Raw genomic sequence first — 25993 nt, forward strand, 5'->3', positions numbered from 1 at the left:
ATGGTATCACGGCGGGGTATACTTAGGCTTGCATCCGGTGGCGTTGTTGCTGCGGGCGCTGTGTTTGCGGGGCGTGCTGGTTGGCAGATGATGCAAGCTGACGCCGCACATGATCTCTATTTGGGAGGCCTTTCAGCACCTGACGGGTCGCTTGGTGTGTTCCACTTGGGTCATTCGCTTGTTGGGCGGGATATGCCAGCGATGCTGGCGCAACTGGCGCCAAAGGGACATGAATACGCAAGCCAGCTGGGTTGGGGAACACCCCTGCGATCACATTGGTATCCTGATGTGCCCATCAACGGGTTTGAGGCCGAGAACGATCATCCAAAATTTTTACCCGCGCGTGAGACGCTCGCCGAGGGCGGTTTTGATGCGGTTGTCCTGACTGAAATGGTCGAGCTGAAAGATGCACTCAAATACCATGACAGTGCTGAATATTTGGCAAACTGGGCGCTGCTCGCGCGGACGGGGAACCCGAATGCACGCTTGTATCTTTATGAAACATGGCACAACACGGATGATCCCGCAGGCTGGCTTGAAAGGATAGACGCCGATTTTGAAGCGCTTTGGCTTAACCGTCTGGCGCTGATGGCTGCCCAGAAAATTGATGCACCGATCCATGTCATCCCAGGTGGGCAGGTGCTTGCGCGGTTTGTGCGTGCGATTGAGGCTGCGGGTGGTATTGGCAACATTAAGGATAGAGATGCCCTTTTTACCCGTACACCGGATGGTGAAGCGGACACAATTCACCTAAACGATTTGGGAGCGTACCTGATTGCGTTGACCCATTACGCGACGCTGTATCATCGAAGTCCTGTAGGATTGCCGCGCGCGCTCTTGCGCGCCGACGGTGAAGCGGCGCAGGCCCCAGATGCAGAGGCGGCAACACTGATGCAAAATATTGTGTGGCAAGAGGTGCAGCGCACTTCATTGTATAGCGGAGTTCCAACATGAGTGACCTAGCGAGCGCGGTCTTTTCGGTTGTCATGGTGGGTCACAGCCTGTTTGGGACAACAGGACCCGACATGTTGGAGGCTGCGCTGAAAGCAACCAGTGACAAAGTCGAAGTGCAGGCGCAGATCATCAATGGCGCCCCGTTAAAATACAACTGGGATAGATCAGACGAGGCGCAAGGCATTGATGCGCGTATGATTGTCCCTAATGGGAGTACGACAGACCTGATCCTTACTGAGGCGATCCCGCTGGCCAATCATCTCAAGTGGAGTGAGACCGGAGTCTACGCCCAAGCCTTTTCTGGTCTCGCACTTAGCGCAAATTCGGATGCGCGGGTGTTTGTGCAAGAGACATGGCACAGCCTCAAGAGCGGCACAGGTGAAGCGGTTGAGTTTGACGAGGGCGCCGCGACGCCGTGGCGTGTGCGGCTTCAAGATGACTTGGATGATTGGGAAGGCATAGTCACCTTGCTGGGGGCTGATACAAATGATCGGATTGAATTGATCCCGGCAGGGCAAGCACTGGCGCTGTTGGACGATGCAATTGCTGCGGGCAAAGTTCCGGGACTGAGTGCAATCAACCAGGTTTTTGATGATGATATTCACCTCAATGCTTTGGGCCATTACTTTGTTTCTATGGTGCAATATGCGGTCCTGACAGACGCAAGCCCTGAAGGATTGCCACACAGTGTCAAGGACCGCTTTGGTAAGAGTTTTGAGACGCCGGATGCTGGGATGGCTGCAGTGATGCAACGTATCGCGCGGGAAGCAGTTGAGGTCTATCAAGGGGGCGAGGTTGCGGCCGCGCCCGTACGCAAGGCTGTTGTCGCTGAACCTGCTGCACCGGAGGTGTCGACAGTGGTAGACGTGGCACCGACAGCAACAGAACCGCAAGCCGCGACAACAAAGGTGAATACTACAGTACCAGCTGGTGAGATGGCCATAGGACTTGCCCCCGTGACGGACTGGGCTGCACAGCAGCCATTCCTTGATGTGATGAAAACAACGCGGCCTTGGCTGGGGCATTTGCCCGGTCAGTTTGGTGGCATTGAGTTCGCCGAATTGGTTGAAGGTGGACACATCGACAGTGACGGATGGGTGCGCAGCAAACCCCGTGATGCAGGATCAGTCGGGACATTGATCCTGACTGATCTACCAGAAGCCGCCGCACCATCGCTGGAAGGGCGCTATGTGTTGCGCTTTGAAGGGGCGGGCGTTGTAGAACCTAAAGGGCGCGTTAAAAATATTCGCTACGGGCGCGGTGAAGTGCGTTTTGATTACACGCCCGGTCCCGGCAGTGTTGAAATTTTGATCCAACGGACCAATGCCAGCAATCCGGTACGCCGCATTTCGGTGGTGCGTGAAGACAGGCTTGAGCTGTGGGAAAGTGGTGCGATTTTCAATCCTGATTGGACAGCGCGTTTGACGTCATTTGGCACGTTACGTTTTATGGATTGGATGGAGACGAACAATTCGACCCAATCCAGTTGGGAAAACCGTCCGCTCGTATCAGATGCCAGTTGGGCACATAAAGGTGTGCCGTTGGAGGTGATGATCAAACTGGCAAATGAGCTGGGCAAAAACATGTGGATCAATATTCCGCATCTCGCGGATGATCCCTATGTACGCAATTTTGCTCAGACGTTGCGCGAGGGGCTTGATCCGTCGCGACAGGTTTATGTGGAATATTCCAATGAGGTTTGGAATTTCCAGTTTGCCCAGTCCCGTTGGGCAGATGCGCAGGCTCAAACGCGTTGGGACAAGGCGGATGTGGGGACACAGTTTTACGCAATGCGCGCCGCTGAAGTTGCGCGCCTATGGTCCAAAGAATTCGCAAGGCACGAGGAGCAGTTGATTAACGTCATTTCCTCACAGACAGGCTGGTTAGGGTTAGAAGAGAACATCCTTGCCGCGCCACTGGTTGTGGCCGAAGGGGCGTCAAAACCTGCGGACGCCTTTGATGCCTATGCTGTGACGGGCTATTTTGGCGGTGTTCTGGGCCTTGAGGCGCGGCGTGAACAGGTCACAGGCTGGTTAGATGAAAGCCTTGCGCGGGCCAATGGCGCGGTCACTGCGCAAGGCCTGACAGGCGCTGAACGACAGGCAGCGATTGGGGCCACGCAGTATGATTACGCGACTGCGTTGGCTGTGCAAGAACTGACAGATGGGTCGGTCAGTGGGCAGAATGTGGACACGGTAAATGATCTGCGTGACCGGATTTGGCCCTATCATGCTGAAGTTGCGAACAAAGCGGGGCTAGAGCTGATCATGTATGAGGGCGGCACACATATTGTTGGCATCGGGGCGCAGGTTGATGATGCGCGCCTGACCGAATTCTTCCAACATTTCAATTATTCCAGTGAGATGGGTGGGCTTTATCGTTCGTTGATTGATAGCTGGTCCGCTGCGGGTGGACACTTGTTTAACGCCTATGCAGATGTCTATATCCCCACCAAATGGGGCAGTTGGGGTGCGCTGCGCCATCTTGATGATAGTAACCCCCGTTGGGATGCATTGGTGGTCGACAGATGAGTGTAGCTTGTAGTATTTTGATCCCCGCACATAACGAGGTCGGCTATATCGAGCCGTGCCTTGAGGCGCTATTGGCCTCGGATGGAACGGGTGCACAGGTCGAAGTGATTGTCATGGCAAACGGTTGCAGCGATGGAACCGTTGATGCCGCGCGCAGTTATGCCGACGGGTTCGCGGCAAAAGGCTGGCCTTTGACGGTTCTTGATCTGGCGCAGGGCGGCAAAATGGGCGCTCTGAATGCGGGGGATGCCGCCGCACAACACGGTGCGCGCATTTATGTGGACGCAGATGTTGTTGTCTCAACCCCTCTGATGGCACAGCTTGCGGATGTTCTGAAAGCGCCAGAACCGCGCTATGCCAGCGGTGGCCCTGTTGTCGCCGCATCGGGCAGTATGTTTACCCGCGTCTATGCGCGCTTTTGGGCTGATCTGCCGTTTTGTACACATGGTGTTCCCGGTTTTGGTGTCTTTGCCGTGAACGCAGGGGGGCGCAAACGATGGGCTGATTTCCCTGATATCATCTCGGATGACACATTTGTGCGCCTTAGCTTTTTACCCAGCGAACGTCACCGGGTACCCGCCCTTTATCATTGGCCGATGATAGAAGGTGCTGCGCCATTGGTGCGCGTGCGTCGTCGGCAGGACATTGGCGTAGCTGAAGTGAAGGCACTATTTCCAGCGCTTTGGGCCAATCACGATGAACCGCCAGCAGATGCGCCTCCAATCTGGCGACGGGCGTTGCGTGATCCCGTCGGGTTTGCAGCCTATGCTAGTGTGGCATTAGCTGTTCGTCTGCCGCACCGGACCCAAGAACGTTGGGTACGCGGGCGCTAACCCTCGATGTGTGATGCCAGTTTGGCGGCCTCAATGGCAACGTCATGACGCTGCAAAACACGTTCGCGGCTGGCCTGTGCCATTTGATCTAGTATTTCAGGTTTGGTTTCGGCCATGTCGGCCATTGCATTCGCCAGCGCGTCTGCATCCCCAGCGGGGACCAACCAACCTGTTTTACCTTGCTGCACCAGTTCGGGAATGCCTGCAATATAGGTTGCGATCACCAAACGACCTGCAGCCATCGCCTCCATAATGACCATAGGCAGCCCTTCGGCAAAGCTGGGCATGAGCAGGGCATGGGCGTTTTGCAACTCGCTTAATATCTGCGCTTCATCCAGCCATCCGGTGAGCGTGATGTGATTTTCTAGCCCAAGGGTTGCGATGCGCGCCTCAATCTGGGGGCGCATTTCGCCATCTCCGATCAGTGTCAGATGTGCGTCATCGTGCGTTTTGATTAAGGTCGCAAGCGCATCAAGCGCCAGCAGTTGGCCTTTTTGTTCTACGAAACGCCCAATCGAGACAAACCGCGCGCCGTCTTTTGGCAGCGGCAGGGGCGTTGGGAAATGCGCAGGTTCTATCCCGCAATGCACCACTTTGATATTGTCCCAATGAGCTGGCTCTGCCCAGCGGCTAAGTTGACTGCGGCCATAGCTGGTGATCGCCACGGTGAATTTTGAGCGCGCAATTTTTTCGCCCAAAGACAGTGCGCGCGGCGCGTCATATTCCTCGGGGCCGTGCACGGTAAAGCTATACTCTGGACCGCCAAGCGCATGGGACAGCATCGCAACGGTGGTGGCATTGGTACCGAAATGCGCATGGGCATGGGTGACCTCAGCTGCGGCGCACACTTGCAGTGTGTGGGCGGCTTCAACCAGATAGATCAGGTGTTTGATCACCCCAGCCTCTGATCGACGCCCGCATGAAATAGCCAGACGCAGGGCAGAGAAAAAACGCATTGGATCATGCAAAACAGAGGCAAACAATGCATGCAGCAATGTCATCGCGCCAGCCTGCAGTACATATTGCGTTGTTGCCGCTTCCTCCAGATCCTGCATGTCGACAAGCGGCGCATCGCCAGCACGCATGGCTAGGCGCGTGACAGTGTGACCTTGCGCCTCCAGCGCGCGGATTTCGCGGCGAATGAAGCTGTGGGAGGGCTGGGGGTAGCTGTTGAGGATATAGGCGATGTTCAACGGTTGCGTCCTTCGTGTCTCACTTAATCCTACAGGGCTGCTTGGCTCTGGCACAAGAGGCTGCAGGACGTTACCAAGGTGGATAACAGCCAATGCGGAGATGATTGAGGCAAATGAATGGTCTTTTGCAGCAGCTGCGCGGCGGGCGCCTTATGGCGCGTGTTTTTCGCAGCACCTCGTGGATTTTGTTGGGATATGGGGGCAGTCAGGGGCTGCGCCTAGCTTCAAACCTGATCCTGACACGGATATTGTTTCCTGAGGCGTTTGGCCTGATGGCGCTGATCAGTTTGGTCACGGTTGGCCTGATGTTGTTTTCGGATGTCGGCATTGCGCCCTCGATTGCGCAAAGCAAACGGGGCGATGATCCTGATTTTCTAAATACCGCGTGGAGCATTCAGGTGATCCGCGGCATTGGTTTGTGGATTGTCGCGACTGGACTGGCGCTGCCGCTCGCTGGTTTTTATGACGCGCCAGAGCTGGCGACCTATCTGCCGATTGCTGCGCTGTCGTTGCTGGTGACAGGATTTAACCCCACACGCATTGAAACCGCGCATCGCCATTTACTGATGGGGCGGCTTACGGTGCTTGATCTGACGTCGCAATTGATCGGGTTGGTTGTGATGGTGGCACTGGCGTGGTGGCTGCAATCCGTGGTGGCGTTGGTCATCGGCGGTGTGGTTGCGCCACTGGCAAAGCTGGCACTGACCTGGGCGCTCCTACCCGGGGAGGCCAACCGCTTCCGCTGGGAACCCTTGGCCGTGCGCGAGCTTGTCACATTTGGCAAATGGATATTCCTAAGCACGGCATTCTGGTTCTTTGCATCGCAAGGGGACCGCGCAGTGCTGGGTAAGTTCTTGAGTCTCGAGAACCTCGGTATTTATAATATCGCATTCTTTCTGGCCAGTTTTGCGATGCAGTTGGGAACGGCAGTGACGGGGCGGGTGATGATCCCTGTGTACCGCGATGCCAAACATGAAGCGGCCAAAATTGCCAAGCTACGGTTTGCGATTAGCGGCGTAACCTTGACCTTGCTTTTGATCATGGCCTTGATCGGGCCTTGGCTGGTTGGGGTTTTATATGATCCGCGTTATGCGATGGGTGGGGCCATTGTGACGCTACTGGCGGTGGCACAGATCCCGCAGGTTATCGGCATGAGCTATGATCAGGCGGCATTGGCCGCAGGGGATTCACGGCGCTTTTTTGTGGTGTCAGCCAGCCGTGCGGTGTTTCAGATCATGTTTTTGATTATCGGCGTCAGCCTGTTTGGGCTGATCGGCTCTATTGTCGGTATGGGGATTGCCCATCTGCTGACCCATCCCGTTATAATCTGGCTGGCGCGCAAGCATGATGCGTGGGATGCGCGCCATGATGTTATCTGTGCGGCTGTTGCGGGGGCCATCGGGATGGTAGCGCTTTGGCTGCACTGGGACGCAATTGCGGCCCTTACCTCCCTGAACTGATCAAGTTTGACGGGCCAACCGTGCGGCGCGTCCAGCTTTGCCGGCTGCACGACGTTTCTCGCGGGCCTTGCGCCATTTTGAGCTTTGATATTTTGGCGCTAGTTCTGGAATAGAGACAACAGGCATCACACCAGTCTCACGCTTCATCTGGCGCGCAGAACGGATCACAGGGCGACGTAATTCAAGCAACCATGCAATCACAAAGGCAAGGCCAGTCGCAGCCACTGCGCCCATGATTGCACGTTTTTTCTTGCTCATGGTGATTGGATAATCGGGTACTTGTGCTTCCTCGATTGTAGTCAGGCGTTCTCCCTGCAATCCCACTTCAAGATTGAAGCCAACCTGTGCTTGGTTGCGGCGCCCGGCGATGGCTTCTAGTTGGTTGCGCAATTGCTCCATGCGGCGGTCAAAATCAGCAAGGGCACGTTGGGTTTCCGGCGAACCTTGAATGGTTTCACGCAATGCTGCGCGGCGTTGATCCAAAAGGGAGCGTTGCTCGGTTAGGGTTTCAAGCTGTCCGTCCAAGGTGCGTTCTTCGCGTGCAACGGTAGATGCACGTGCCGTGCGATCAATTTGGGTGCGGGCAAGTTCTGAGGAGATGATTTCACGATCCAATTCAAGGATTGCTTCGTTCAGCTGGGCAACTTCGGATAGACGGAACTCAACACCGCCTTCGACCGACAGGTCGTTTTCACGGCGGTAGGTTTCTAGCTCGGCTTCAAGGGCGGCCATGTTGTCGATCACAACCTGTTCTTGTTGTTGGAAAAACGCCAAGGTTTGTTCAGTTTGATCACGCCGCTGCGCCGTCATTAGGGCACGTGTTTGTTCTGCGAATTCATGCGCGACATCGCGTGCAAGCTGTGCTTGTTCCATCTGCGCGGTAATTGTCAGAACCGAAATCGTGCCATCATCGGCAAAGCCTTCGCGTGCAGCCGCAACACCGTTGATGCTGACGGATTGACGTAAAAGTGTAATCTTTTCACTGGCCTTCAGGGCATCCAGATTTGCATAGATGTCATATTTCTCGATGATGTTTTGCAAGCTTGTGCGTGCCATCAACTGTTGCTGGATAAGCTGTAGGCGGCGCGCTGACGACCCTTCAACGGTGGAGCGGGCAAGCTCGTCGTTGATCTTGGGTTGTTCTACCTGAATAACCTCGGATGACATGTACAAATGCACATGGCTCATCGCCCAATATAGCGAAGCAATGCAGCCTAATATGATCACAAATAAGATCACTCCCAGCCGTCGCCGGGTCATGTCCAGGAAATCCTGCCATGTATAGATCGGACCCATATGTGCCTCACTCAAACCTGATTATGCCAGCTTAAACTGGACGTGCCGCCCCATTAGGGACGGCGTTTCAATGTCATTAGATGTAAATTCTGGCTATTATATGACCTCTTTGCTGCAAGCGCAAAGCGGTAAGGCAATCCGCGCTTAGAAGCGCTCAATGCTTGAGGCACGTGCGCGATTTAGGATGACGCCAAGGAGAGGCACCTGACCATCTAGAATACGCTCACATTCAGCAATGTGTTTGGCCATCGTTTGTGTGCCATCCGAAACAAGGAGAACACCGTCAAGTTGGGGTAAAAATGCAGATGTGTCGTCATGCGACAGCAACGGGGGCATGTCAAAAAGCACAATATCGGGGCGCAGGGCCGCACGCATTTCAGCAAGGCTGGCAGCGGTTGCCGGGTCTTGCATGATTTCTGCAGCATCCGCATGTGTGGCAGAGTTTAGGCCGACCGCAAGCGTATCGCTTGCGCGTAGAATGAAATCACTGATCGCAACATCGCCACCTAGGAAATCGTTCAAATTTCCTGTCTGGCTTGCGTCCATATCCAGTGCCTTTGCCACGCCCGGCGTGCGCATGTTGAAATCCATCAATACAGTGCGCGAGGAGGGCACACGTGAAAGGCTTGCGGCGAGGTTGGCAGCCGTAAAGGTGTTGCCACAGCCCGCGGTTGGGGAGGCAACAGCGATGTTCACCCAATTATTTTGTTTTACGGTTTGGCGCAGACGGGTGCGCAGCAGATCAAAAGCACGGGATACATCCGTCGCACGGAAATCTTCGGCGGCTTGGCTGCCTTCCATGATATGCTGATCTTTGCCAGGATGTTGTTCGTGCAGCAAATTCCATAGATCACTGGGCGTGGCTTGTAGGCTTGTATCCTCAGTAAAAACTGCTGGGGTGCTGGTTTCGGGTTGATTTACGATCAGCTCTGCCTCGCCAATAAGTTCCTGCTGCGCGGTGTTAAAACGGCGCGGCCGAGTAAAGCTGCCTTGCGCGGGAACCATAAGGTCGCCTTGACGCCGTGAAGGTCCGTCGGCGGAGGATGTATAAGTATCCTTCATGAGGTCAGGCTTTCGGGGTTTGGACATCCTCTGAACATAGAGCATGTAATGTTGGAATCAAAGACGGATGTGGCAGGATCAGCAACCAGTCCGGCGTAGCATTACGCCAATTGTTTTAAAGATGATTGAAACATCTCCAAACAAGGACATTTTTTTGTTGTAGGTTGCATCAACTTCGTTGCGAAACGAAAAGCGGTTTTCGTTGCGGGCTGAAATCTGCCACAGGCCGGTAATGCCAGGGCGCAGCGCAAAGTAGTGCGAAGGATTCCCATACATACAAAGCTGTTCTGGCATCATAGGGCGTGGGCCAATCAGGCTCATGTCGCCAGTCAAAACGTTCCAAAGCTGTGGTAATTCATCCACTGAAGAAGACCGCAGCAGGGCGCCAATACGTGTCACGCGGGGGTCGTTGATCAGTTTTTGCTTTTCATCCCATTCTCGGCGCATCTCAGGGTCACGTGAAAGATATTCTTCAAGGACGGCATCTGCATCCCGTACCATTGTGCGCATCTTCAAAATTGAGAACCGCTTACCATCCTGACCCAAACGGATCTGACGATAGAAGGGGTTTCCACCTTCAATCCAAAGGGCAACAACACAGAGCGCCATTATGGGAACAAAGAAGGGAAGGCTGAGAACGATAAGCAATGTTTCCAAAACCCGCTTACCACCATTGCGGTAGGTCGAGCGGGGTTGGGTTGATCGTTCCGGCGTAAACATCAGCGCCGACTGCAGCAGTGAATGAACTTCACCGCCTACCGAAACAAGCTGTGCCAGGCCGAAACCAGACTGATCAGCGTTAAATTTTTTCATAGTCCAAACCCCCCAGGGTCATTTGGTCGTCTGTTTACATACAAAGGTTGCTTTCACTTACTTCCCGCAATGGCAGTAGCCGTCAGGTTTGTGTTAGCATCTTAACTGTTTTGAGCCGTTTGGCCCGATTGTCTTGTCTCAGAGAGGCAGTGTGCCGCTCGTTGAATTTCTGGCTCGCGTCGCTTTGCTTGCCCGTTGTCGTTTAGATAACAGATTTTAGACACAATTGAGGGGGAATTTTCGAAACAAACTGTTTCATCTAAAATTGGCGGTAAACTGGAACTAATTTGGGTTTTGCCAAAAAAATGCGACTAACTCGATAGGGCGAGCGGCAGCTCGTAGGCAAATTTTCTGAGCTGACCTATCGGGATAATTAAATTCAATTCGTAACGGTGTCAACATTATGGCATGCGCTTTGTCTGCGATCTTTCGAATGTATTTTGTAATCCTCTGTTTGGGCGAGATGAAATTTTGAATGATAGGGGGTACCTGAGATCATGCATCTGTCAGATACGGTACTGATTGGTCGAAATGGCCCTAGGGTGCTCTCAAGTATGAGAGTATTTGAGTAAGTCCGGCGAATACACGGTAAGCCTGTCGAATTCTTAATTGTGCGGAACTTGTGTGTGTCACATTGACGTTGCTATTGGTCTGTGGTTTTTGCATATGTGAGAAAAGGGCGGTTGGATAGATGGTTGAAGGCGTTGCGAAGTCCACACTGAAGTCGCTTATGCGGGATCGTGACATCGGCTCAAGTGATTTGGCGGTCCTTGTGTCTGACGACCGCTTTGTTGAAACTAAATCATCGATCGATAGCAAGATAAGCAGGGGGAGTTTCTCGGCTGATTTTTTCCTTCGTTGTTTGAAGGCCATGAACGTGACGGAGATAGCTTTGGAAACCATAGTAGATACTGAACAATTGGTGAACGATGCTGGTTATCCAGTAGAATCCCAGCCCAAGCGATTTCGTGACAGTAGAACGGGCAATCATTATCTGAGATGTGATGACGTTGAGCTAAATTCCAAACCAACCGTGGTCAGCCTTTTTTCTGGCGCGGGCGGTTTTGATATAGGTTTGGAGCAAGCAGGCTTTCAAACTCTTGCTTGTATCGACTTTGACAAAGACTGCCGTAAAACGCTTGAGTTCAATCGCCCAGATTGGATGGTCGTCGACGGTGAGAAATATCAGAAGCAATTTGGAACAGCAGACCGCGTTGGGGGTGATATTCGTTCGATCTCCCCGCAAGAGGTTCTAGATGCGCTAGACCTATCAGTGGGTGATGTTGATTTAGTTGTTGGTGGGGCGCCGTGCCAACCATTTTCGAATATGGGGAAAAAGGCTGGCAAAAGTGATGAAACGAATGGGGACCTCTTTTTACATTTTGTTCGCTATGTCCGAGACCTAAAGCCCAAAGCATTCATCTTTGAAAATGTTGTTGGCATAACCCAGTCTCGCCACCGAGAAGTCATCTCGTATATGGAGGACCAGTTTGCAGGTATGCAGTTTGGTATCTCCCACGCGGTTTTGAATGCTGCGAACTACGGGGTGCCACAACGCCGCGAGCGGTTTTTCCTAATTGGTATTCGGGGTACTGATCGTCCAGCATTTCCGTTGCCGACTCACTTTAAGAGCGAAGAAAGTTGGAGCACTTTCACAGGTAGTTTTGACATCCAACCGCAGACCACTCCACTACCTTGGAAAACTGTTGGGCAGGCGCTCAAGAAAATCCCTAAAACAAGACGCTCAAAGAGCGACTATGTATCGATGGGCGTCTCTGATGTTGTCGCCAACAGAATGACATACGTGAAAGCAGGGCAAAACTTCAAAGTTGTGCCACCCGAGTTCCTTCCAAATTGTTGGAAGTCCGGAAAGCATATGGGGTCTGACACGTTTGGGCGTCTAGACCCAAACCAACCCTCGGTTACCATTCGCACGGCTGCGTATAACCCCTCAAAGGGCCGCTACATACACCCCTATGAGGATCGGGGGCTAGACACCGTCGAGATGGCCGCATTGCAGGATTTCCCGCCTTCTTGGCAGTTCCGCTGCACCGCCAGAGAACGGGTCACATTGGTGAGCGCAGGTAAGCAAATTGGGAATGCAGTGCCGCCTGGATTGGCTAAGGCAATCGGCTTAGCGATCAAGGAACAGATGCTTGCTGGTTCTAACCCAGAATAGTTGTAAATGCGGCTGTTGCTGATGCTCGGTCGTCGACTTGAAAAACATCGTCTACCGCTGGTTCGGGTGTGGATGAAACTGTGGTTATTGAATGTGTGGCCACTGTCCTAAGGGAAGCCCTATCGGGATTGCCAACAACTGTCGCCATTGCGTAATACCGCAGGCCAGGTGGATTAAGTATCCATTCTCTTGTTTGAAGGTGCACATAGATTGCCTTCATGAGGGACCCTTCATGTGAGATTTGTAACCTTCTGTCTGGGCGGAACGACGTTTTGACAGATAAGTATCCGACAATGTCCTCAAATCCGCAAAGACCAGAGAAATTGGCGTACAGCTGACTTAGCTTATCAGTCTCGACTTCTGACACATTACCGATTGGCACCAATGGTCCAATTGTGCGCTCCACAAGGTCCCTTTTCAGAATGACAAAGTCTGGGTTGGAGCTGATGAGTTGAACTGTTGAGCTGTCTTCAACTTTCTTTCTGAGGTCATAAATTTTATCGCTGAGGTTCGGCACGTACAGGCTGGCTAGGTCCAAGCTCATTTTATTGGGCAAAAGTATGGGAACATTCAGCGCTGTGTTTGCGGCGGCCAAATTCCAAGCTTCTATCGCGAGGAGCCATTCGTACCAATCTCCATGGGCGTTGGATCTGGCCTCTCTGGATATCGTAGGCTCAATCGCGAGGATCGCTTGATCAAGTTCCTCAAAAATAGACTTAAAGCTCTCTGTTGGTCCGGGCAGGGCGCCGTTCCGGATTTGCGAAAGCGCTTCTCGTTTCATGATTTGAGGCTTGTTCGCGATGGTTCGGATGAATGCCACTGATAAGAGACCTTTTGATAAGCTGAAGCGCCGAGTGTTCGTTGACGGATACAGAGTTGAATCGTTTTGAAAAGGTTACAACCCGAAATGGAGAGGGGGATTCAAGATGACCACGCCTGAAACCGTAGGTGTGGATGTGGTGCAGGGGTAAAGCGATGAACGAATAAAATCAGCAACATCATCACGATGGTGGAAGAGACGATATCAGTTTTTGGTGGGGATAAAGTGATTTTCTTACATTCAGGTGTAAGCAGAAGGTGGCAGCCCGTAGGGGAGTTGAACCCCTCTTTCCTGGTTGAAAACCAGATGTCCTAACCGATAGACGAACGGGCCACACTTTCTGTGCCGTTCATTAGGCAATAGCCGTGATTGGCGCAAGTAGAAATGTTCTTTCTAGGGTCATTTTTTTCAAATTAAACGCGGGCGGCGTCTTCTAGGCGCAACTGTACGCTTTGACGGCCTTGCCAAGTGTTTATGTCCAGCCGTCCGGCAAGGTGAAAATGCGCGCCGCCATGTGCTTCTAGGGCGGGCCCAAGCGCGGAATCGTAGGCACCAAAGCAGATTGCATCCATTCGGGTGCTCAAACCGTCGCCAAAACTAACTTTCAGGTGCGTCTCGCCGACTCGGCGGGCAGAAAAGATGCGCATGTCGGCAAAAACGTATCGTGGGGCAGGGGCGCCGGCACCAAAAGGGCCCGCTGATTCGACTGCTTCGGTCAATTCAACGCTGGCCGCTCCGGGCATCAGCATACCATCGAGCCGCAGATCGGAGGGACCAAGCAGATGTGCGCCCTGTTTTTCCAGCAATGCGCTGAGTTGGGCCATCGATTCTTCCAACTTGTCTTCTTCTACAGTGAGGCCCGCCGCCATTTTGTGACCGCCGCCTTTGAGCAGGACACCCTGCATCGCCAGCTTTTGAATACAGGCCCCCAGATCGATCCCCGTCACTGACCGCCCAGAACCTTTACCGATCCCGTCGTCCAGCCCAATCACCACTGCGGGACGACCGGTTGCCTCTTTGAGGCGTGCGGCGACGATGCCAACAACACCGGGATGCCAGCCAGCACCAGCCGCCCAGACCAGTGCGCCGTCGGTACCGCGCTCTTCTGCTTGGGCAAGGGCGGCGGCGCGCACGGCGTTTTCCACATCTCGGCGCTCGGTATTGAGCGCATCAAGGCGTTCGGAAAATGCTGCCGCCTCATGCGGGTCATCTGTGGCCAACAGGCGGGCACCAAGGTCGGCCTTGCCGACACGTCCACCCGCATTGATGCGTGGACCCAGCATAAAGCCAAGGTGATAGGCCGCGGGGGCTGTGTCCATGCGGGCGACATCGGACAGGGCGGCAATGCCAACCCGTTCACGTCTGCCCATGACTTTGAGGCCTTGGCGGACAAACGCACGGTTCACCCCGATCAGCGGCGCAACATCAGCCACAGTGGCCAGTGCGACAAGATCAAGCAGCGCCATTAGATCAGGGCCTTTGACCTCGGCTTCGCGCAATTGACGCCCCGCCTCAACCAGCATCAGGAATACAACCGCGGCGGCACAAAGGTGGGCCAATTCGCCGTCTTCATCCTGTCTGTTGGGGTTCACCACCGCCAGACAATCGGGCAGGGTTTCGCCGCCCAGGTGGTGATCAAGTACAATCACATCTGCACCAACGGCGGCCGCAATTGGGCCGTGTGATAACGTGCCGCAATCCACACAAATGATGAGATCATGTTTGGCGGCCAAATCGGCCATTGCTTCATCGTTGGGGCCATAGCCTTCGTCAATGCGGTCGGGCACATACAGCGTGGCATCGCGCCCCATTTGGCGCAGCCAGACCAGCAGCAACGCAGCAGAGCTGCCACCATCCACATCATAATCGGCAAAAACGGCAATGCGCTGGCGGGCCTTAACCGCAGCAAGGAAACGTGCTGCGGCAGTTTCCATGTCACGCAAGCTGCGCGGATCAGGCAGTAAATCACGCAGGGCAGGCGCAAGGAACGCCTCGGCCTCTTGGGCATCAACACCGCGCCGCGCAAGCACCTGACAAACCGCCATAGGCAGCTCGGTTTGTTGTTGCAAAGCCTCGGATGCGCGAACTGCGTCCATGCCAGGACCAACCCAGCGCCGCTGCGTTAAAGAAGCCTCGACCCCCAGAAATGCTGCTGCTTGGTCCATGGCTTATTCCTTTTAGTTAAGTCCTGCGATCAAACTTCCTCGATGCGCAGGGCCACGGGATCACCCGCGACAACAGATGTTGTGGTAAAGGCTTCGAGCGCGTGATCGATGTCAGCGCGGGTGGTTTTATGCGTGACGATCAGCACTGGGGCGCAATCATCCTTATGGCCGTATTGGCGCATGCGGTCGATGGAAACGCCCGCTTCGCCCAGAACAGCAGCAACTTTTGCCAATGCACCCGGTTTGTCCTTGAGGGACAAGCGCAGGTAATATGCCGCTGGTCGCTGGCTGAGCGCTGGTGTCGCTGCCTTGAGTGATGTTGCGGGTTGGCCGAATACTGGCCCGCGATAGCCGCGTGCAATATCGCAGATGTCTGACATGACGGCACTTGCTGTTGGGCCTGCACCCGCACCTGCGCCGCGCAAAACGATCTGGCCAACAGCGTCACCCTCAAGAACGATCATGTTGGTGCCGCCCTCAAGTTGCCCCAAAGGAGAGGTCGCCGGAACAAGACACGGCTGCATGCGCTGTTCCAGCCCACGACCCGTCATCTGGGCAACACCCAGCAGTTTGATCTTATAGCCCATGTCGGCAGCTGCGGTGATGTCATCAAGGGTGACGCGCTGGATGCCTTCCAGCTCGATGCCCGCAAAATTGACCTGCGTGCCAAAGGAGAGGGAAGACAGGATCGCCAGCTTGTGACCCGCATCAATGCCACCCACGTCTAGGTTTGGATCTGCTTCGAGATAGCCAAGCTTGTCCGCTTCATCAAACAGGGCGTTATAGCCTTGGCCAGTTGCCTCCATCTGGGTGAGGATATAGTTGCAGGTGCCGTTCATAACGCCCATCACGCGGGTGATTTCGTTACCAGCTAGACCTTCGCCCAGTGCTTTGACCACAGGGATGCCGCCAGCAACGGCAGCTTCATATTTGATCACACAACCTTTTGCTTCGGCGGCTTCGGCAAGGGGCTGGCCGTACATGGCAAGCATTGCCTTGTTGGCCGTGACCACATCTTTGCCAAGGGCAAGGGCTGCCTCGGTTGCATCTTTGGCTGGGCCGTCTTCACCGCCCATCAACTCAACAAACACATCCACATCGTCGCGTTTCGCCAATGCGATAGGATCATCTTCCCACGCATAAGACGACAGGTTCACACCGCGGTCTTTGTCGCGGCTGCGTGCGGAAACGGCAGTGATTACCAGTGGGCGGCCTGTGCGCGCCTCTAGCAATGCGGCCTGTTTGCGCAAGATTTGCACAACGCCAGCACCGACCGTGCCCAATCCTGCAATCCCAAGACGAAGAGGCTGTGACATGTCGGTTGTTCCTTTAAATGAATGCTGTTTGCGCCGATGTAGCCCGAACACTGCCTTCGTGCAACGCAGCAGCGCGGCTTATTGCAGACCGTTTGCCAATCGCTGCCGTTCAGCGCCGCTTAGGACTGATCCACGTAGCCGCGCGGCGCGGGCTTTTAGGGCGCTTACACGTGCGTCGATTCCGGCGGTGGCTTGAATGGGCTCAATACCAGATGTTTGCGAAGAGGCCAAAACAGGGCCAAGCGGCACAAGCATTGGATAATTTGAATTTTCCAAATCGGGTGTTGTAGTGTGATCTAGCTGAGGAAATTGCGTGCAGGCACCTATCAGGGTCAGGCTGGCCAAAAGGGCTGCAGGAAAAAGCATAGTTTTCATAGCCTACGGTTTGCACCAGCATGTGGGCGTGATGCAAGTGGCTTGGTATAATTGGACCGCAAAGGGTTTACTTTTTGAACGTGCATTCAGATAGTCGGGCCATGGCACGTACAGCAGGATCACATTCAGACATCACAGGCCCGCGGGTGCGCGAAGCCGCGCTTAGGCTGTTTGCGCAAGGGGGCTATGCGGCTGTCTCCATGCGCGCGATTGCGGCTGAGGTTGGTGTGCAGGCAGGGGCGCTTTATAACTATACGCCTGACAAGCAGTCGCTGTTATTTGACCTTATGGAAGGGCACATGACTGAGCTGCTAGCCGCTGCACAAGACGATGCGAAGTTGCCCGCAGATGAACGGCTCAGGAAATTTGTCGCTTTCCACATCCAGTTTCACCATGCACGGGCTGATGCGGTTTTCATTGCCTATATGGAGTTACGTAACCTTACGGACGATAATTTTGCCCGTATCGAAGCGCAGCGTAGCGCGTATGAAAGCGGGCTAGAGCAAATCCTGCGCGATGGCGTTGCCTCTGGCGCGTTTCAGGTAAGCGATACCAAGATCGCGACGCTGGCGATTATCGCGATGCTTACGGGAGTGAATACATGGTTTCGTGCTGGTGGCAGGTTGTCGTTGGAGGAAGTCACCGCGCAGTATTGGGAAATGGTACGCCGCGCGGTAATGTAATTCGTTAGTGGACGGGTTTGATGAACGTACCGTTTTTTAGGTCCTGTACTGCTTGAACCAATTCTTCGCGTGTGTTCATCACAATGGGGCCATGCCATGCGACGGGTTCATCAATCGGCGCGCCTGAGATTAGCAAAAACCGCAGACCCTCTGGCCCAGCCTGCACAGTCACTTCATCCCCCGTGCCAAAACGAACCAATGTCCTGTCACCAGACATGTCACGGATATTGAGTTCTTCCCCAGCAACTTCCTTTTCCAACAGCACGCCAGAGGGGCGGCTGGCATCCACAAAGGCGCCTGCACCTTGGAAAATATAGGCAAATGCGCGGCGGTAGGTGTCAATCTTGAATGTTTTGCGTACGCCAGCAGGGACGCTGACATCCAGATACTGTGGATCCGCTGCAATGCCATCAACAGGACCGCGTTTGCCCCAGAATTCGCCCGTGATCACACGAACCATTGTGCCGTCATCATCAAAGACTTCGGGTATCGCATCGCTGGTCACGTCCTGATAGCGCGGGGTGGTCATCTTTTGCGCTGCGGGCAGGTTGCCCCACAGCTGAAACCCGTGCATCTGGCCGCGCGTATTCCCATGCGGCATTTCCTGATGCAAAATCCCGCTGCCCGCTGTCATCCATTGCACATCACCCGCGCCCAATGTGCCGTTGTTGCCTAGGCTATCTGAGTGCTCAACTGTGCCCTCAAGAACATATGTGATTGTCTCGATCCCGCGGTGAGGGTGCCACGGAAACCCCTTTTCGAAATCGGCGGGGCGATCGTTGCGAAAATCATCGAATAGCAAAAACGGGTCTAGTTCACTGGGGTCCTGAAAACCGAATGCGCGGTGCAGTTTTACGCCTGCACCTTCCATGGTTGGCTGGGCGGCGCGGGTTTCTAGCGTTGGACGTAGGGACATTTCGCGGCTCCTGATGTGTTTCGCCCTATTAAATTAGGCGGTGTGAGGGGGCTGGGCAAGGTAGCCTCGCGCATAGGGACTGTGCGCAGATGCTCAGACGGACGTTTCCTAGAAATTGTGGGCGGCAAAAGCCGTAAGCGTCGGTTTTAGGCGGGCCATGTCGCAAAACCAAAGCGAGGCTGGTTAGAACTTTAAGGAGGTTTGTTATGAAAATCGGGTTTATCGGTTTGGGCAATGTTGGCGGTAAGCTATCGGGAAGCTTGTTGCGCAATGGCGTTGAGTTGTACGTGCATGATTTGGACGCGGAGCTGGTTGCGGAAAAGGTTGCTGGTGGCGCGGTAGCGGGGGGGAGCCCTGCGGAAATGATGCGCACTTGTGATGCGGTGATCACCTGTCTGCCCAGCCCCGCGGCCAGCGCCGCAGTAGTCGAGCAGATGCTGCCAGAGGTGACTGATGGGAAAATCTGGATCGAAATGTCCACCACAGATGCAAATGAAATCAAACGGTTGGCTGCGTTGGTACAGGCGCAAGGGGGAGCGGCCGTCGATTGCCCCGTGTCTGGAGGATGTCACCGTGCGGATACGGGCAACATCAGTATTTATGCGGGCTGTGATCGCGAAACATTTGACCGCGTGCTGCCGATCTTAACGCATATGGGACGACGGATTTTGCATGTCGGCGAATTGGGAAACGCAAGCGTTCTCAAGGTGATGACGAACTACCTTGCTACGGCAAATTTGCTCACCCTTTGTGAGGCGCTGACGGTTATGAATGCACAAGGCATGGACCTAGGCATGACCTATGAAGCGATCGCAATGTCGTCTGGCACTAGTTTTGTGCATGAAACCGAAAGTCAGTTGATCCTATCGGGATCGCGGGATGTGAACTTTACGATGGACCTGATTCAAAAGGACATTGGCCTGTTCCAAAAACTTGCTGATGATGCAGGTGTTCCGCTGGAAATTTCACCCCTGATGATCGAGATGATGGGCGACGGCCAAAAGCGGTACGGAGATCGCGCGCAGTCGGACAGAATGATTGAACGACTGGAAGAAGCGACAGGTTTGGAAGTGCTCGCGGAGGGGTTCCCGATGGATTTGGTCGATGATGAACCAGAAGAGCGCGGATATGAGGTACGCCCAAAACGACTCATGTAGGGCGGCAGTTCTTGCACTAGGTATCTGTAGTTGCATAGAAAAAGTCACTTTTTCAAATTTGGTGCGTCACTGGACGCGTGATGCGTTACGGGCAGGCATATGGGGATATGCTTGCCCGTTGGTGCATCTGCGGCTAGGGGTCAGAAAAAGGAGTGCAGCCATGACCCCATCCGATGAAATGCCAAAGACGGATCCACACGAGATTATCGCCACAGCAAAAGCCGGACTAGGGCGGCGTTTTTTGGGCATGGGATCCTTGGGGCTGTTGGGCCTTTTGTTAATCTACATCGCGTTTGTTCAATCGCCCGGACTTGAATGGCGGGTGTTTCTGCTGGTGCTTGGAGTTGGTTCGCTATGGATAGTAGACAAAATGCGGCGGGCGACAGCCACACGCATTGAGCTGACCGAAACGGAACTGCGCGACAGTGACGGCACAGTGATAGCATTGATTGCCGATATCGACGGGATGGATCGCGGGTTTTTCGCGTTCAAACCTTCAAATGGATTTTTGCTACGCACAACGACCAAGGGACCAAATGTATGGCGGCCTGGTTTGTGGTGGCGGATGGGGCGTCGCATCGGCGTCGGTGGTATGACGCCCGCGAGCCAGACAAAATTCATGTCCGAGATCATTGCTGCAATCATGGCGCAACGTGATCTGAAGCTTTAGAATTTGCAAAAGAAAACCCCCGGGCGGCATGACCGTCCGGGGGGATTTTTTAAGCGGATCAGGATCCCGCGAAATCAGGTTCGATATCGTCCCACAAGACTTGTGGTGCGTAACGTGGCCGCGTGAAGATGAAGTGATCGATCTGTTGGTTTCCCAGTCCAATTTCGAACGGCGGTTGATAGATTGCAGATGTTTCAACAACAATTATACGTTCGTTGTGGATCATCACTGGCAGTCTATCGGTCCAGTTGCGCACATCTTGGTTGCTCACCGGGGTTGCGAAACCGCTTGTTTTTGACCAATCAAGCTTGAAGATTTCGTTGGTCGCATCATAGCGTACAACGCTTAGGCGGATTGTGCTTTCCTGTGGGTCCCGTGTGAGGGTGTTCATCAAGGCATGCGTACCCTCAAGGTATTCTGTATCGATCGCTAGGGTCTCACGTGAGACCATGTCGCTGATCGTATAAGCTGCCTTTTGATGCATCCCGTGCTGCCGGGTGAAATCGATCAATGTAATGAAGCAGATCATGCAAAAGAACATTAGCGGGATCATGATGACAGCTTCGATCGAAGCCGATCCTTTTTCGCTACGAACAAAGTCGCCGCGCAGAGGGGATTTTAGTTTTTCATACCACATTATCTTGGCTCCTGTACGAAGGCGCTGATTGCGACCATTTCGCCTTTTCCGTTTTCACCAGACCCGAGCAGTTTACCTAGGCCAATGGAGGCCAGGAAGGGGGTGTATTCATAGCAGGCACGCATGAGCATCAGCTCGTGTTGTTCTCCGAGTGACCACCCACGTACTGGCGTTACAGTCACAGGTGAGTTGGTGCAATCTGCTCTGGCTGGTAGGCCTGTGTAGTTGCGCAGGTCTTCTGTGAGCAACTCGAGACGCATGTTGCTTTCGCAGTCTTCCAACCCGCCAGTATTTGCGCAGATGGTCTGTTTTAGCTCATCATGCGTATATTCTATCGCAGTGTTGAGGCGGATAATCCGCGTTGTGACTTCCAGGCCGCGATCCAGTTGGAATTGGCGGTTGGCGTGTGTGGTCAATTCAACGCCGAAAAACAGTGCCATGAAGAGAAGTGGAAGCAATACTGCGAATTCTAGCGTGTAGACAGCACCGGCGTCTTCCTTGCGAAACCGGTTTAGGCGGTTTTTGATATGAGTGATCATTGTGTGAGCCTCAGCTGGTTAATTTGGCGCGCAATTGCGCTGAATGCCTCTTTGATTTCAACACCTTCAACCCGAAAGAAGTGACTTGGAGAAGAGGCGCAGTTTTCCATGACTTCCGCACCGTGGTCCGAAACTTCAAAACCGATGGACCAGATCACGATATTTTTGTCTTTGGCGGCATCGCAGACATTGTTCAACAATGAGTCGCCATAGTCAGGCCAGTATTTCGTGTACTTGAAACTACTGTGTCGATAACTCGAAACATAGCGATATAGATACCAATTCAAGTTGTACCTATTCCAGTGTGCAGCGTGGCTGGCGGTCGCATAGTAATTGTCGTTGATGCGGTAGGAATAGTGGTTTTGACCATCCGTCATCAATACTACTGTCTTGAGTGTTTCATAGTCGTCGTATGCCGCCGGGCGGGTAATAAACGCGGGGTCTGTGACGCCATCACCGGCAAGGTTTTCATTGATTTCCTGGAAGTCGGGATCAAGTAGACCAACAGCCCATTTCATACCTGTAAAAATAGAGGTACTGCCGCGGGCTTCAAGCTCACTGATCTTGCCTTTGAGATCACCAACATCCTGACTAAAGGCTAAGATGTCTTCGTGCTCACCGATAGGGCAAACCGGATTGCTAACGTCATTGTTGTATCCGTTATAGCCCCATTGGAAGTGCTGGACCTGATCATAGGTCTTGCTACGGTCTAGTTTGGCTAAATTGAAATCGCTTTCGCTGAATTCAAGGCAGTGGCTGTAGGGGTTGTTGATGTCTACGTCGAATTGGGCCATCAATTCGGGTCCCGCACTCACGTGTTCGGAGTAGGGCACAACCGAAACAGACACGAGATCTGTTGTGGATTCGTTGACAACCGCGTCCACGAACGTATTGGCCGCATCACGCAAGTTCGACATCTTACTGCCGGACCCCATAGAGCCTGAGATGTCTAGCACCATCGAGATTTCGACGTTGTTGACACGCTCTTCGGCTTCGGCAAACGCGTTCAGGCCAATTAGACCTTCTGATTTATACTCGATTAGGGCCATTTCCTCGGCCAAAATCTCATCGTCCGTCTTTCCGGCATCTGCGGCAAGATTGGCGTCCATACGTTCTTGGGCACGCTCTTGCGCGTCAGCTTCTGCGTTGCCGCCCATGGCAGCGGTGCCTTGGAAGTTACCCTCAATGGTATGAGACTCGACAACACCACTTGCGAGGACTGAAACAGTTCGGAAGTTCAAACCTTCATCGACGTTTACTTGTGCAACAAGGTCGGAATACCCAACCTTGGCAAAGTAGTCATTCACAACAGCCTGCGGATCAAGTGTCTGGTCCAAATCAGCTGCTGCAAGAACAGCGCGGTCAGCGGTGTGTTGGATTTTTACGCGGTGGTATTCGTGACTGTTTAGGTCCCATGATACGCCAGCGAGCAAAGTTAATGCGCCAAGAAATGCAAGCGATGTAATTGTAACGTTACCCGCTTCATCCTTTGCAAACCGTCCCAAAAACGGGGATTGTTTGGATCCCGCTGATGCCGGGAGGCAAGTTGTCGAAAACAGTTTTTTCATATTCGTCACCTTTCAAGCCCGGACCTGTCAACGTGACGGCGTCATTGGCTAAATTCGACGCTCTGTATGACTGGCGAACGTGGCCAAAATGGGGCGAACTTGAGCCTAAAAGGCCTATAATAAAGGGGTTTTCTGCATAATAGCTTTGGATTCAGGGGGAGTGTTTCTAAGCTGTAAACAGTACGCAGAGAAATGGTTCGTTTTGGATACGGGTGTCCAAAGTGAGTCGTAGCTAGGGCGCTAGAAGTAACCAAAAGGTTAAGGCAAGCCTCCGACTTTCATACATTTGAAAATAGTTTCGCGCCTGTCGCAGCCAAAAGCGCCTGTGGCGTAACCTCAAAAACAGTCTCTGGCGCGCCGCCGGCACCCCAAACGGTTTTATAGCCCATCAACGCGTCATCCATATAGGTTGGCATCGGGCACATATGGCCAATAGGGGCGACGCCACCGATTGCAAATCCGGTTTCGGCACGGACACGTTTAGGATCTGCACGCCCCAGTGTTTCTCCGAATAACGTTTCAGCTTTACTCAGGTCGAGTTCGTGCGCGCCACTGACAAGGATCAACATAAGCGCGCCGCTTTGTGCGCCTTCAAAAATGAGTGACTTTGCAATTTGCCCAACATGGCACTCACAACTGGCGGCTGCGTCAGCGGCAGTGCGTGCGCTGTTGGCCAGTGTTATGATCTCGATATCTAGGCCTGCATCAATGGCAGCCTGTTTGACACGCGTTGTACTTTTGCCCACCAGAAACTCCCAGATTTGTTACTTCGGGTCAGAGTGCAAATGAGGTGCATATGGTCAAGGCCAAATCGCAAAAGAAATCTCGCTCAGATCGTTCTTAAATCGATTAAAAAAGTGGCACTGTTAACTTTGGGGGCTTAGGGTGCGGCAAGGAGCGGGATTCTCCGTTCCCTGAATGCGCATTGATATGACCTCAGAAAGGGTTCCTCCCAATGAACCAAACCACCAACGAGCCGAGCTTTCGCGAAAGCGTTGATATGATGTTCAACCGTGCGGTTGATCTGATGGATCTCAAGCCAGGTCTCGTCGAGAAAATCCGAGTCTGCAACGCCACGTATACTGTGCGCTTTGGCGTGCGACTGCGCGGAGATATCAAAACATTCACAGGATATCGTTCTGTGCATTCGGAGCATATGGAGCCAGTCAAAGGTGGTATCCGGTTTTCCATGGGGGTTAATCAGGACGAAGTTGAGGCGCTGGCCGCACTCATGACGTTCAAATGCGCCTTGGTCGAAGCGCCGTTCGGGGGCTCCAAGGGGGGCCTGTGCGTAGATCCACGCGAATATGATGTGCATGAGATGGAAATGATCACGCGCCGCTTTGCGTACGAATTGATTAAACGTGACCTTATTAATCCAAGCCAGAACGTTCCTGCGCCAGACATGGGCACAGGTGAACGTGAGATGGCGTGGATCGCAGATCAGTATAAACGCATGCATACAACAGACATCAACAGCGCGGCCTGTGTGACAGGCAAACCGATCAATGCAGGCGGCATTCAAGGCCGGACTGAGGCCACGGGCCGCGGTGTGCAATACGCGCTTCGTGCGTTTTTCCGCGATAACGAAGGCGTCAAAAAAGCGGGCCTGACGGGCACGCTGGATGGTAAGCGGGTTATTGTGCAGGGTCTTGGTAACGTGGGTTATCACGCCGCCAAGTTCCTGAGCGAAGAAGATGGCGCGCCGGTGATTGGGGTCATCGAATATAATGGTGCGATTTGGAACACCAACGGCATCGATATCGAGGCGCTCAAAGCGCACATCACCGCCGAAGGATCGCCTAAAGGTTTTGCGGGGGGTACGTTTGTGGAAGATGGCGCCAGCCTGCTTGAGTCTGAATGCGACATCCTTATTCCCGCGGCACTTGAAGGGGTGATCAACCTTGGCAATGCGGATAAAATCCAAACCAAGCTGATTATCGAGGCCGCAAATGGTCCGGTGACTGCTGGGGCAGATGAAATCCTACGCAACAAAGGAATTGTGATCATTCCAGACATGTACGCCAATGCTGGCGGTGTGACCGTGAGCTACTTTGAATGGGTCAAAAACCTTAGCCACATCCGCTTTGGTCGGATGGGACGCCGCCAAGAAGAAAGCCGCCACCAACTTATCGTGGATGAGTTGGACCGGATCAGCCACGACACCTCGATCAATTGGACCTTGTCTCCTGGCTTTAAGGACAAGTATCTGCGCGGCGCGGGGGAACTGGAATTGGTGCGTTCCGGTTTGGATGATACAATGCGGATCGCATATGATTCCATGGCCACTGTCTGGCACGGTCGCGATGATGTGACCGATTTGCGTACAGCGGCTTACCTTGTGTCGATCGGTAAGGTTGCGGCAAGCTATCAGGCAAAAGGCCTGTAGTGCTGAAATTTGCTTTTGCAGTGGGTGCGGTCTTAATGGCCGCGCCTGCAATGTCAGAGACTGCGATATACGGTGAAGTCGAGCTAACAGGGTTAGGGCGCGACAGCTGGCCGCTGAACTCAGGCTTTGCAAGCCATAACGCTATGGTGTGTAATGTGAATGGTCCTGATGGCTTTCTAAGCATACGCAGCGGTCCTGGAAGTGATTTTAAGGCGGCTCGTAAGCTTAAACGACTTGCGATTGTCGAAGTGGACGATAGTGAGCGGCGCGGCCATTGGGTCAGGGCTGTAAACGCATATCGCACGGTTTCAACCGAAGGACGCAGTGTGTACCCCAAAGAACTTCCTGTTCAGGGCTGGGTGCACGATGGTTACCTTTGTGATTTTATTCACTGAAGTTTTTTGAATAAACGCCTGATTGGCGGCGGACAGCAAAGG

At 53.6% G+C, this 25993-nt stretch carries 23 protein-coding genes, 1 tRNA gene and 1 pseudogene; 11 read left to right on the forward strand and 14 right to left on the reverse strand.

The annotated features are described in order from the left end of the window. The 3 genes from V7775_RS10650 to V7775_RS10660 are packed head-to-tail and all read left to right on the forward strand — an operon-like array spanning position 1 to position 4318. A complete protein-coding gene (locus tag V7775_RS10650) occupies positions 1 to 954 on the forward strand; it encodes a hypothetical protein (RefSeq protein ID WP_335751875.1) in 954 nt (317 codons plus the stop codon). Further along, positions 951 to 3485: a hypothetical protein gene (locus V7775_RS10655; RefSeq protein ID WP_335751876.1), complete on the forward strand. Its 2535-nt coding sequence runs from the start codon at positions 951 to 953 to the stop codon at positions 3483 to 3485. The genes V7775_RS10650 and V7775_RS10655 overlap by 4 nt, the downstream gene beginning before the upstream one ends. Continuing rightward, positions 3482 to 4318 carry a glycosyltransferase gene (locus V7775_RS10660; protein ID WP_335751877.1) on the forward strand — a complete coding sequence of 279 codons (837 nt, stop codon included), beginning with the start codon at positions 3482 to 3484 and terminating at the stop codon, positions 4316 to 4318. The genes V7775_RS10655 and V7775_RS10660 overlap by 4 nt, the downstream gene beginning before the upstream one ends. On the opposite strand, the gene V7775_RS10665 is transcribed toward V7775_RS10660, so the two are convergent. Continuing rightward, entirely contained in the window at positions 4315 to 5511 is a 1197-nt protein-coding gene (locus V7775_RS10665) for a glycosyltransferase (protein ID WP_335751878.1), read from the reverse strand. The two genes, V7775_RS10660 and V7775_RS10665, sit on opposite strands and share 4 nt — an antisense overlap. A gap of 113 nt (positions 5512 to 5624) precedes the next feature. Between V7775_RS10665 and V7775_RS10670 the strand changes: the two genes are divergently transcribed. Then, positions 5625 to 6971: an oligosaccharide flippase family protein gene (locus V7775_RS10670; RefSeq protein WP_335751879.1), complete on the forward strand. Its 1347-nt coding sequence runs from the start codon at positions 5625 to 5627 to the stop codon at positions 6969 to 6971. On the opposite strand, the gene V7775_RS10675 is transcribed toward V7775_RS10670, so the two are convergent. The 3 genes from V7775_RS10675 to V7775_RS10685 form a co-directional block, all read right to left on the reverse strand. After that, positions 6972 to 8231, reverse strand: coding sequence for a DUF874 domain-containing protein (locus tag V7775_RS10675; protein WP_335751880.1), 1260 nt, complete (start codon positions 8229 to 8231; stop codon positions 6972 to 6974). It lies immediately after the preceding gene. Between the two features lie 180 nt (positions 8232 to 8411). Continuing rightward, positions 8412 to 9329, reverse strand: coding sequence for a CpsD/CapB family tyrosine-protein kinase (locus V7775_RS10680; RefSeq protein WP_335751881.1), 918 nt, complete (start codon positions 9327 to 9329; stop codon positions 8412 to 8414). Positions 9330 to 9407: 78 nt separating this feature from the next. Beyond that, positions 9408 to 10142, reverse strand: a complete 735-nt coding sequence (locus V7775_RS10685) for a sugar transferase (protein ID WP_335751882.1) — start codon at positions 10140 to 10142, stop codon at positions 9408 to 9410. A gap of 691 nt (positions 10143 to 10833) precedes the next feature. Between V7775_RS10685 and V7775_RS24750 the strand changes: the two are divergent. Together V7775_RS24750 and V7775_RS10690 are read left to right on the forward strand one after the other, a co-directional pair. Beyond that, positions 10834 to 11019, forward strand: a pseudogene (locus V7775_RS24750) (DUF6471 domain-containing protein); the annotation flags it as partial. Between the two features lie 15 nt (positions 11020 to 11034). Further along, on the forward strand, positions 11035 to 12321 hold the full coding sequence (locus V7775_RS10690; RefSeq protein WP_335751883.1) for a DNA cytosine methyltransferase: 1287 nt from the start codon (positions 11035 to 11037) through the stop codon (positions 12319 to 12321). Here the strand turns inward: V7775_RS10690 and V7775_RS10695 are convergent. From V7775_RS10695 to V7775_RS10715, 5 genes are all read right to left on the reverse strand, one after another. Continuing rightward, the gene (locus V7775_RS10695) at positions 12308 to 13102 is read right to left on the reverse strand and encodes a Cfr10I/Bse634I family restriction endonuclease (RefSeq protein ID WP_335751884.1); all 795 of its coding nucleotides are present in this window, start codon (positions 13100 to 13102) and stop codon (positions 12308 to 12310) included. The two genes, V7775_RS10690 and V7775_RS10695, sit on opposite strands and share 14 nt — an antisense overlap. 297 nt (positions 13103 to 13399) lie before the next feature. Continuing rightward, positions 13400 to 13474 (reverse strand) — tRNA-Glu (locus tag V7775_RS10700). 80 nt (positions 13475 to 13554) lie between these two features. After that, entirely contained in the window at positions 13555 to 15306 is a 1752-nt protein-coding gene (gene recJ / locus V7775_RS10705) for a single-stranded-DNA-specific exonuclease RecJ (RefSeq protein WP_335751885.1), read from the reverse strand. Positions 15307 to 15335: 29 nt separating this feature from the next. Next, positions 15336 to 16622, reverse strand: a complete 1287-nt coding sequence (locus V7775_RS10710) for a homoserine dehydrogenase (RefSeq protein ID WP_335751886.1) — start codon at positions 16620 to 16622, stop codon at positions 15336 to 15338. Positions 16623 to 16700: 78 nt separating this feature from the next. Then, positions 16701 to 16997, reverse strand: coding sequence for a hypothetical protein (locus V7775_RS10715; protein WP_335751887.1), 297 nt, complete (start codon positions 16995 to 16997; stop codon positions 16701 to 16703). 101 nt (positions 16998 to 17098) lie between these two features. Here V7775_RS10715 and V7775_RS10720 point away from each other — a divergent pair, with 101 nt between their 5' ends. Next, complete coding sequence (locus V7775_RS10720; RefSeq protein WP_335751888.1) at positions 17099 to 17680, forward strand: TetR/AcrR family transcriptional regulator; 582 nt, start codon at positions 17099 to 17101, stop codon at positions 17678 to 17680. Positions 17681 to 17684: 4 nt separating this feature from the next. Here V7775_RS10720 and V7775_RS10725 read toward each other — a convergent pair whose 3' ends face one another. Further along, a complete protein-coding gene (locus tag V7775_RS10725) occupies positions 17685 to 18596 on the reverse strand; it encodes a pirin family protein (protein WP_335751889.1) in 912 nt (303 codons plus the stop codon). Between the two features lie 206 nt (positions 18597 to 18802). Here V7775_RS10725 and V7775_RS10730 point away from each other — a divergent pair, with 206 nt between their 5' ends. Both V7775_RS10730 and V7775_RS10735 read left to right on the forward strand, forming a co-directional pair. Continuing rightward, the gene (locus tag V7775_RS10730) at positions 18803 to 19753 is read left to right on the forward strand and encodes an NAD(P)-dependent oxidoreductase (RefSeq protein ID WP_335751890.1); all 951 of its coding nucleotides are present in this window, start codon (positions 18803 to 18805) and stop codon (positions 19751 to 19753) included. 160 nt (positions 19754 to 19913) lie between these two features. Beyond that, positions 19914 to 20423, forward strand: a complete 510-nt coding sequence (locus tag V7775_RS10735) for a hypothetical protein (RefSeq protein WP_335751891.1) — start codon at positions 19914 to 19916, stop codon at positions 20421 to 20423. 58 nt (positions 20424 to 20481) lie between these two features. Here the strand turns inward: V7775_RS10735 and V7775_RS10740 are convergent, their stop codons facing one another. The 4 genes from V7775_RS10740 to V7775_RS10755 form a co-directional block, all read right to left on the reverse strand. After that, complete coding sequence (locus V7775_RS10740; protein ID WP_335751892.1) at positions 20482 to 21060, reverse strand: TadE/TadG family type IV pilus assembly protein; 579 nt, start codon at positions 21058 to 21060, stop codon at positions 20482 to 20484. Further along, positions 21060 to 21599, reverse strand: coding sequence for a TadE/TadG family type IV pilus assembly protein (locus tag V7775_RS10745; protein ID WP_335751893.1), 540 nt, complete (start codon positions 21597 to 21599; stop codon positions 21060 to 21062). Before V7775_RS10745 ends, V7775_RS10740 begins: the two co-directional genes overlap by 1 nt. After that, entirely contained in the window at positions 21596 to 23167 is a 1572-nt protein-coding gene (locus V7775_RS10750; RefSeq protein ID WP_335751894.1) for a Tad domain-containing protein, read from the reverse strand. The genes V7775_RS10745 and V7775_RS10750 overlap by 4 nt, the downstream gene beginning before the upstream one ends. Positions 23168 to 23445: 278 nt before the next feature. Beyond that, positions 23446 to 23913, reverse strand: coding sequence for a YbaK/EbsC family protein (locus V7775_RS10755; protein WP_335751895.1), 468 nt, complete (start codon positions 23911 to 23913; stop codon positions 23446 to 23448). Between the two features lie 209 nt (positions 23914 to 24122). Between V7775_RS10755 and V7775_RS10760 the strand changes: the two genes are divergently transcribed. Both V7775_RS10760 and V7775_RS10765 read left to right on the forward strand, forming a co-directional pair. Further along, entirely contained in the window at positions 24123 to 25556 is a 1434-nt protein-coding gene (locus tag V7775_RS10760) for a Glu/Leu/Phe/Val family dehydrogenase (protein ID WP_335751896.1), read from the forward strand. Further along, a complete protein-coding gene (locus tag V7775_RS10765) occupies positions 25556 to 25951 on the forward strand; it encodes a hypothetical protein (protein WP_335751897.1) in 396 nt (131 codons plus the stop codon). Before V7775_RS10760 ends, V7775_RS10765 begins: the two co-directional genes overlap by 1 nt. Positions 25952 to 25993 lie beyond the last annotated feature (42 nt).

This window comes from Sulfitobacter sp. (assembly GCF_036960155.1).
In the GTDB taxonomy this organism is placed as follows: Bacteria; Pseudomonadota; Alphaproteobacteria; order Rhodobacterales; family Rhodobacteraceae; genus Sulfitobacter.

Excerpts from the sequence above, each read along its gene's own strand:
- V7775_RS10675 (WP_335751880.1), bottom strand. The coding sequence starts at position 8,231 with ATGACCCGGCGACGGCTGGGAGTGATCTTATTTGTGATCATATTAGGC.
- V7775_RS10695 (WP_335751884.1), bottom strand. The coding sequence starts at position 13,102 with ATGAAACGAGAAGCGCTTTCGCAAATCCGGAACGGCGCCCTGCCCGGA.
- V7775_RS10660 (WP_335751877.1), top strand. The coding sequence starts at position 3,482 with ATGAGTGTAGCTTGTAGTATTTTGATCCCCGCACATAACGAGGTCGGC.
- V7775_RS10685 (WP_335751882.1), bottom strand. The coding sequence starts at position 10,142 with ATGAAAAAATTTAACGCTGATCAGTCTGGTTTCGGCCTGGCACAGCTT.
- V7775_RS10740 (WP_335751892.1), bottom strand. The coding sequence starts at position 21,060 with ATGTGGTATGAAAAACTAAAATCCCCTCTGCGCGGCGACTTTGTTCGT.
- V7775_RS10730 (WP_335751890.1), top strand. The coding sequence starts at position 18,803 with ATGAAAATCGGGTTTATCGGTTTGGGCAATGTTGGCGGTAAGCTATCG.
- V7775_RS10655 (WP_335751876.1), top strand. The coding sequence starts at position 951 with ATGAGTGACCTAGCGAGCGCGGTCTTTTCGGTTGTCATGGTGGGTCAC.
- recJ (WP_335751885.1), bottom strand. The coding sequence starts at position 15,306 with ATGGACCAAGCAGCAGCATTTCTGGGGGTCGAGGCTTCTTTAACGCAG.
- V7775_RS10735 (WP_335751891.1), top strand. The coding sequence starts at position 19,914 with ATGACCCCATCCGATGAAATGCCAAAGACGGATCCACACGAGATTATC.
- V7775_RS10710 (WP_335751886.1), bottom strand. The coding sequence starts at position 16,622 with ATGTCACAGCCTCTTCGTCTTGGGATTGCAGGATTGGGCACGGTCGGT.
- V7775_RS10715 (WP_335751887.1), bottom strand. The coding sequence starts at position 16,997 with ATGAAAACTATGCTTTTTCCTGCAGCCCTTTTGGCCAGCCTGACCCTG.
- V7775_RS10670 (WP_335751879.1), top strand. The coding sequence starts at position 5,625 with ATGAATGGTCTTTTGCAGCAGCTGCGCGGCGGGCGCCTTATGGCGCGT.
- V7775_RS10760 (WP_335751896.1), top strand. The coding sequence starts at position 24,123 with ATGAACCAAACCACCAACGAGCCGAGCTTTCGCGAAAGCGTTGATATG.
- V7775_RS10750 (WP_335751894.1), bottom strand. The coding sequence starts at position 23,167 with ATGAAAAAACTGTTTTCGACAACTTGCCTCCCGGCATCAGCGGGATCC.
- V7775_RS10720 (WP_335751888.1), top strand. The coding sequence starts at position 17,099 with ATGGCACGTACAGCAGGATCACATTCAGACATCACAGGCCCGCGGGTG.
- V7775_RS10745 (WP_335751893.1), bottom strand. The coding sequence starts at position 21,599 with ATGATCACTCATATCAAAAACCGCCTAAACCGGTTTCGCAAGGAAGAC.
- V7775_RS10725 (WP_335751889.1), bottom strand. The coding sequence starts at position 18,596 with ATGTCCCTACGTCCAACGCTAGAAACCCGCGCCGCCCAGCCAACCATG.
- V7775_RS10680 (WP_335751881.1), bottom strand. The coding sequence starts at position 9,329 with ATGAAGGATACTTATACATCCTCCGCCGACGGACCTTCACGGCGTCAA.
- V7775_RS10650 (WP_335751875.1), top strand. The coding sequence starts at position 1 with ATGGTATCACGGCGGGGTATACTTAGGCTTGCATCCGGTGGCGTTGTT.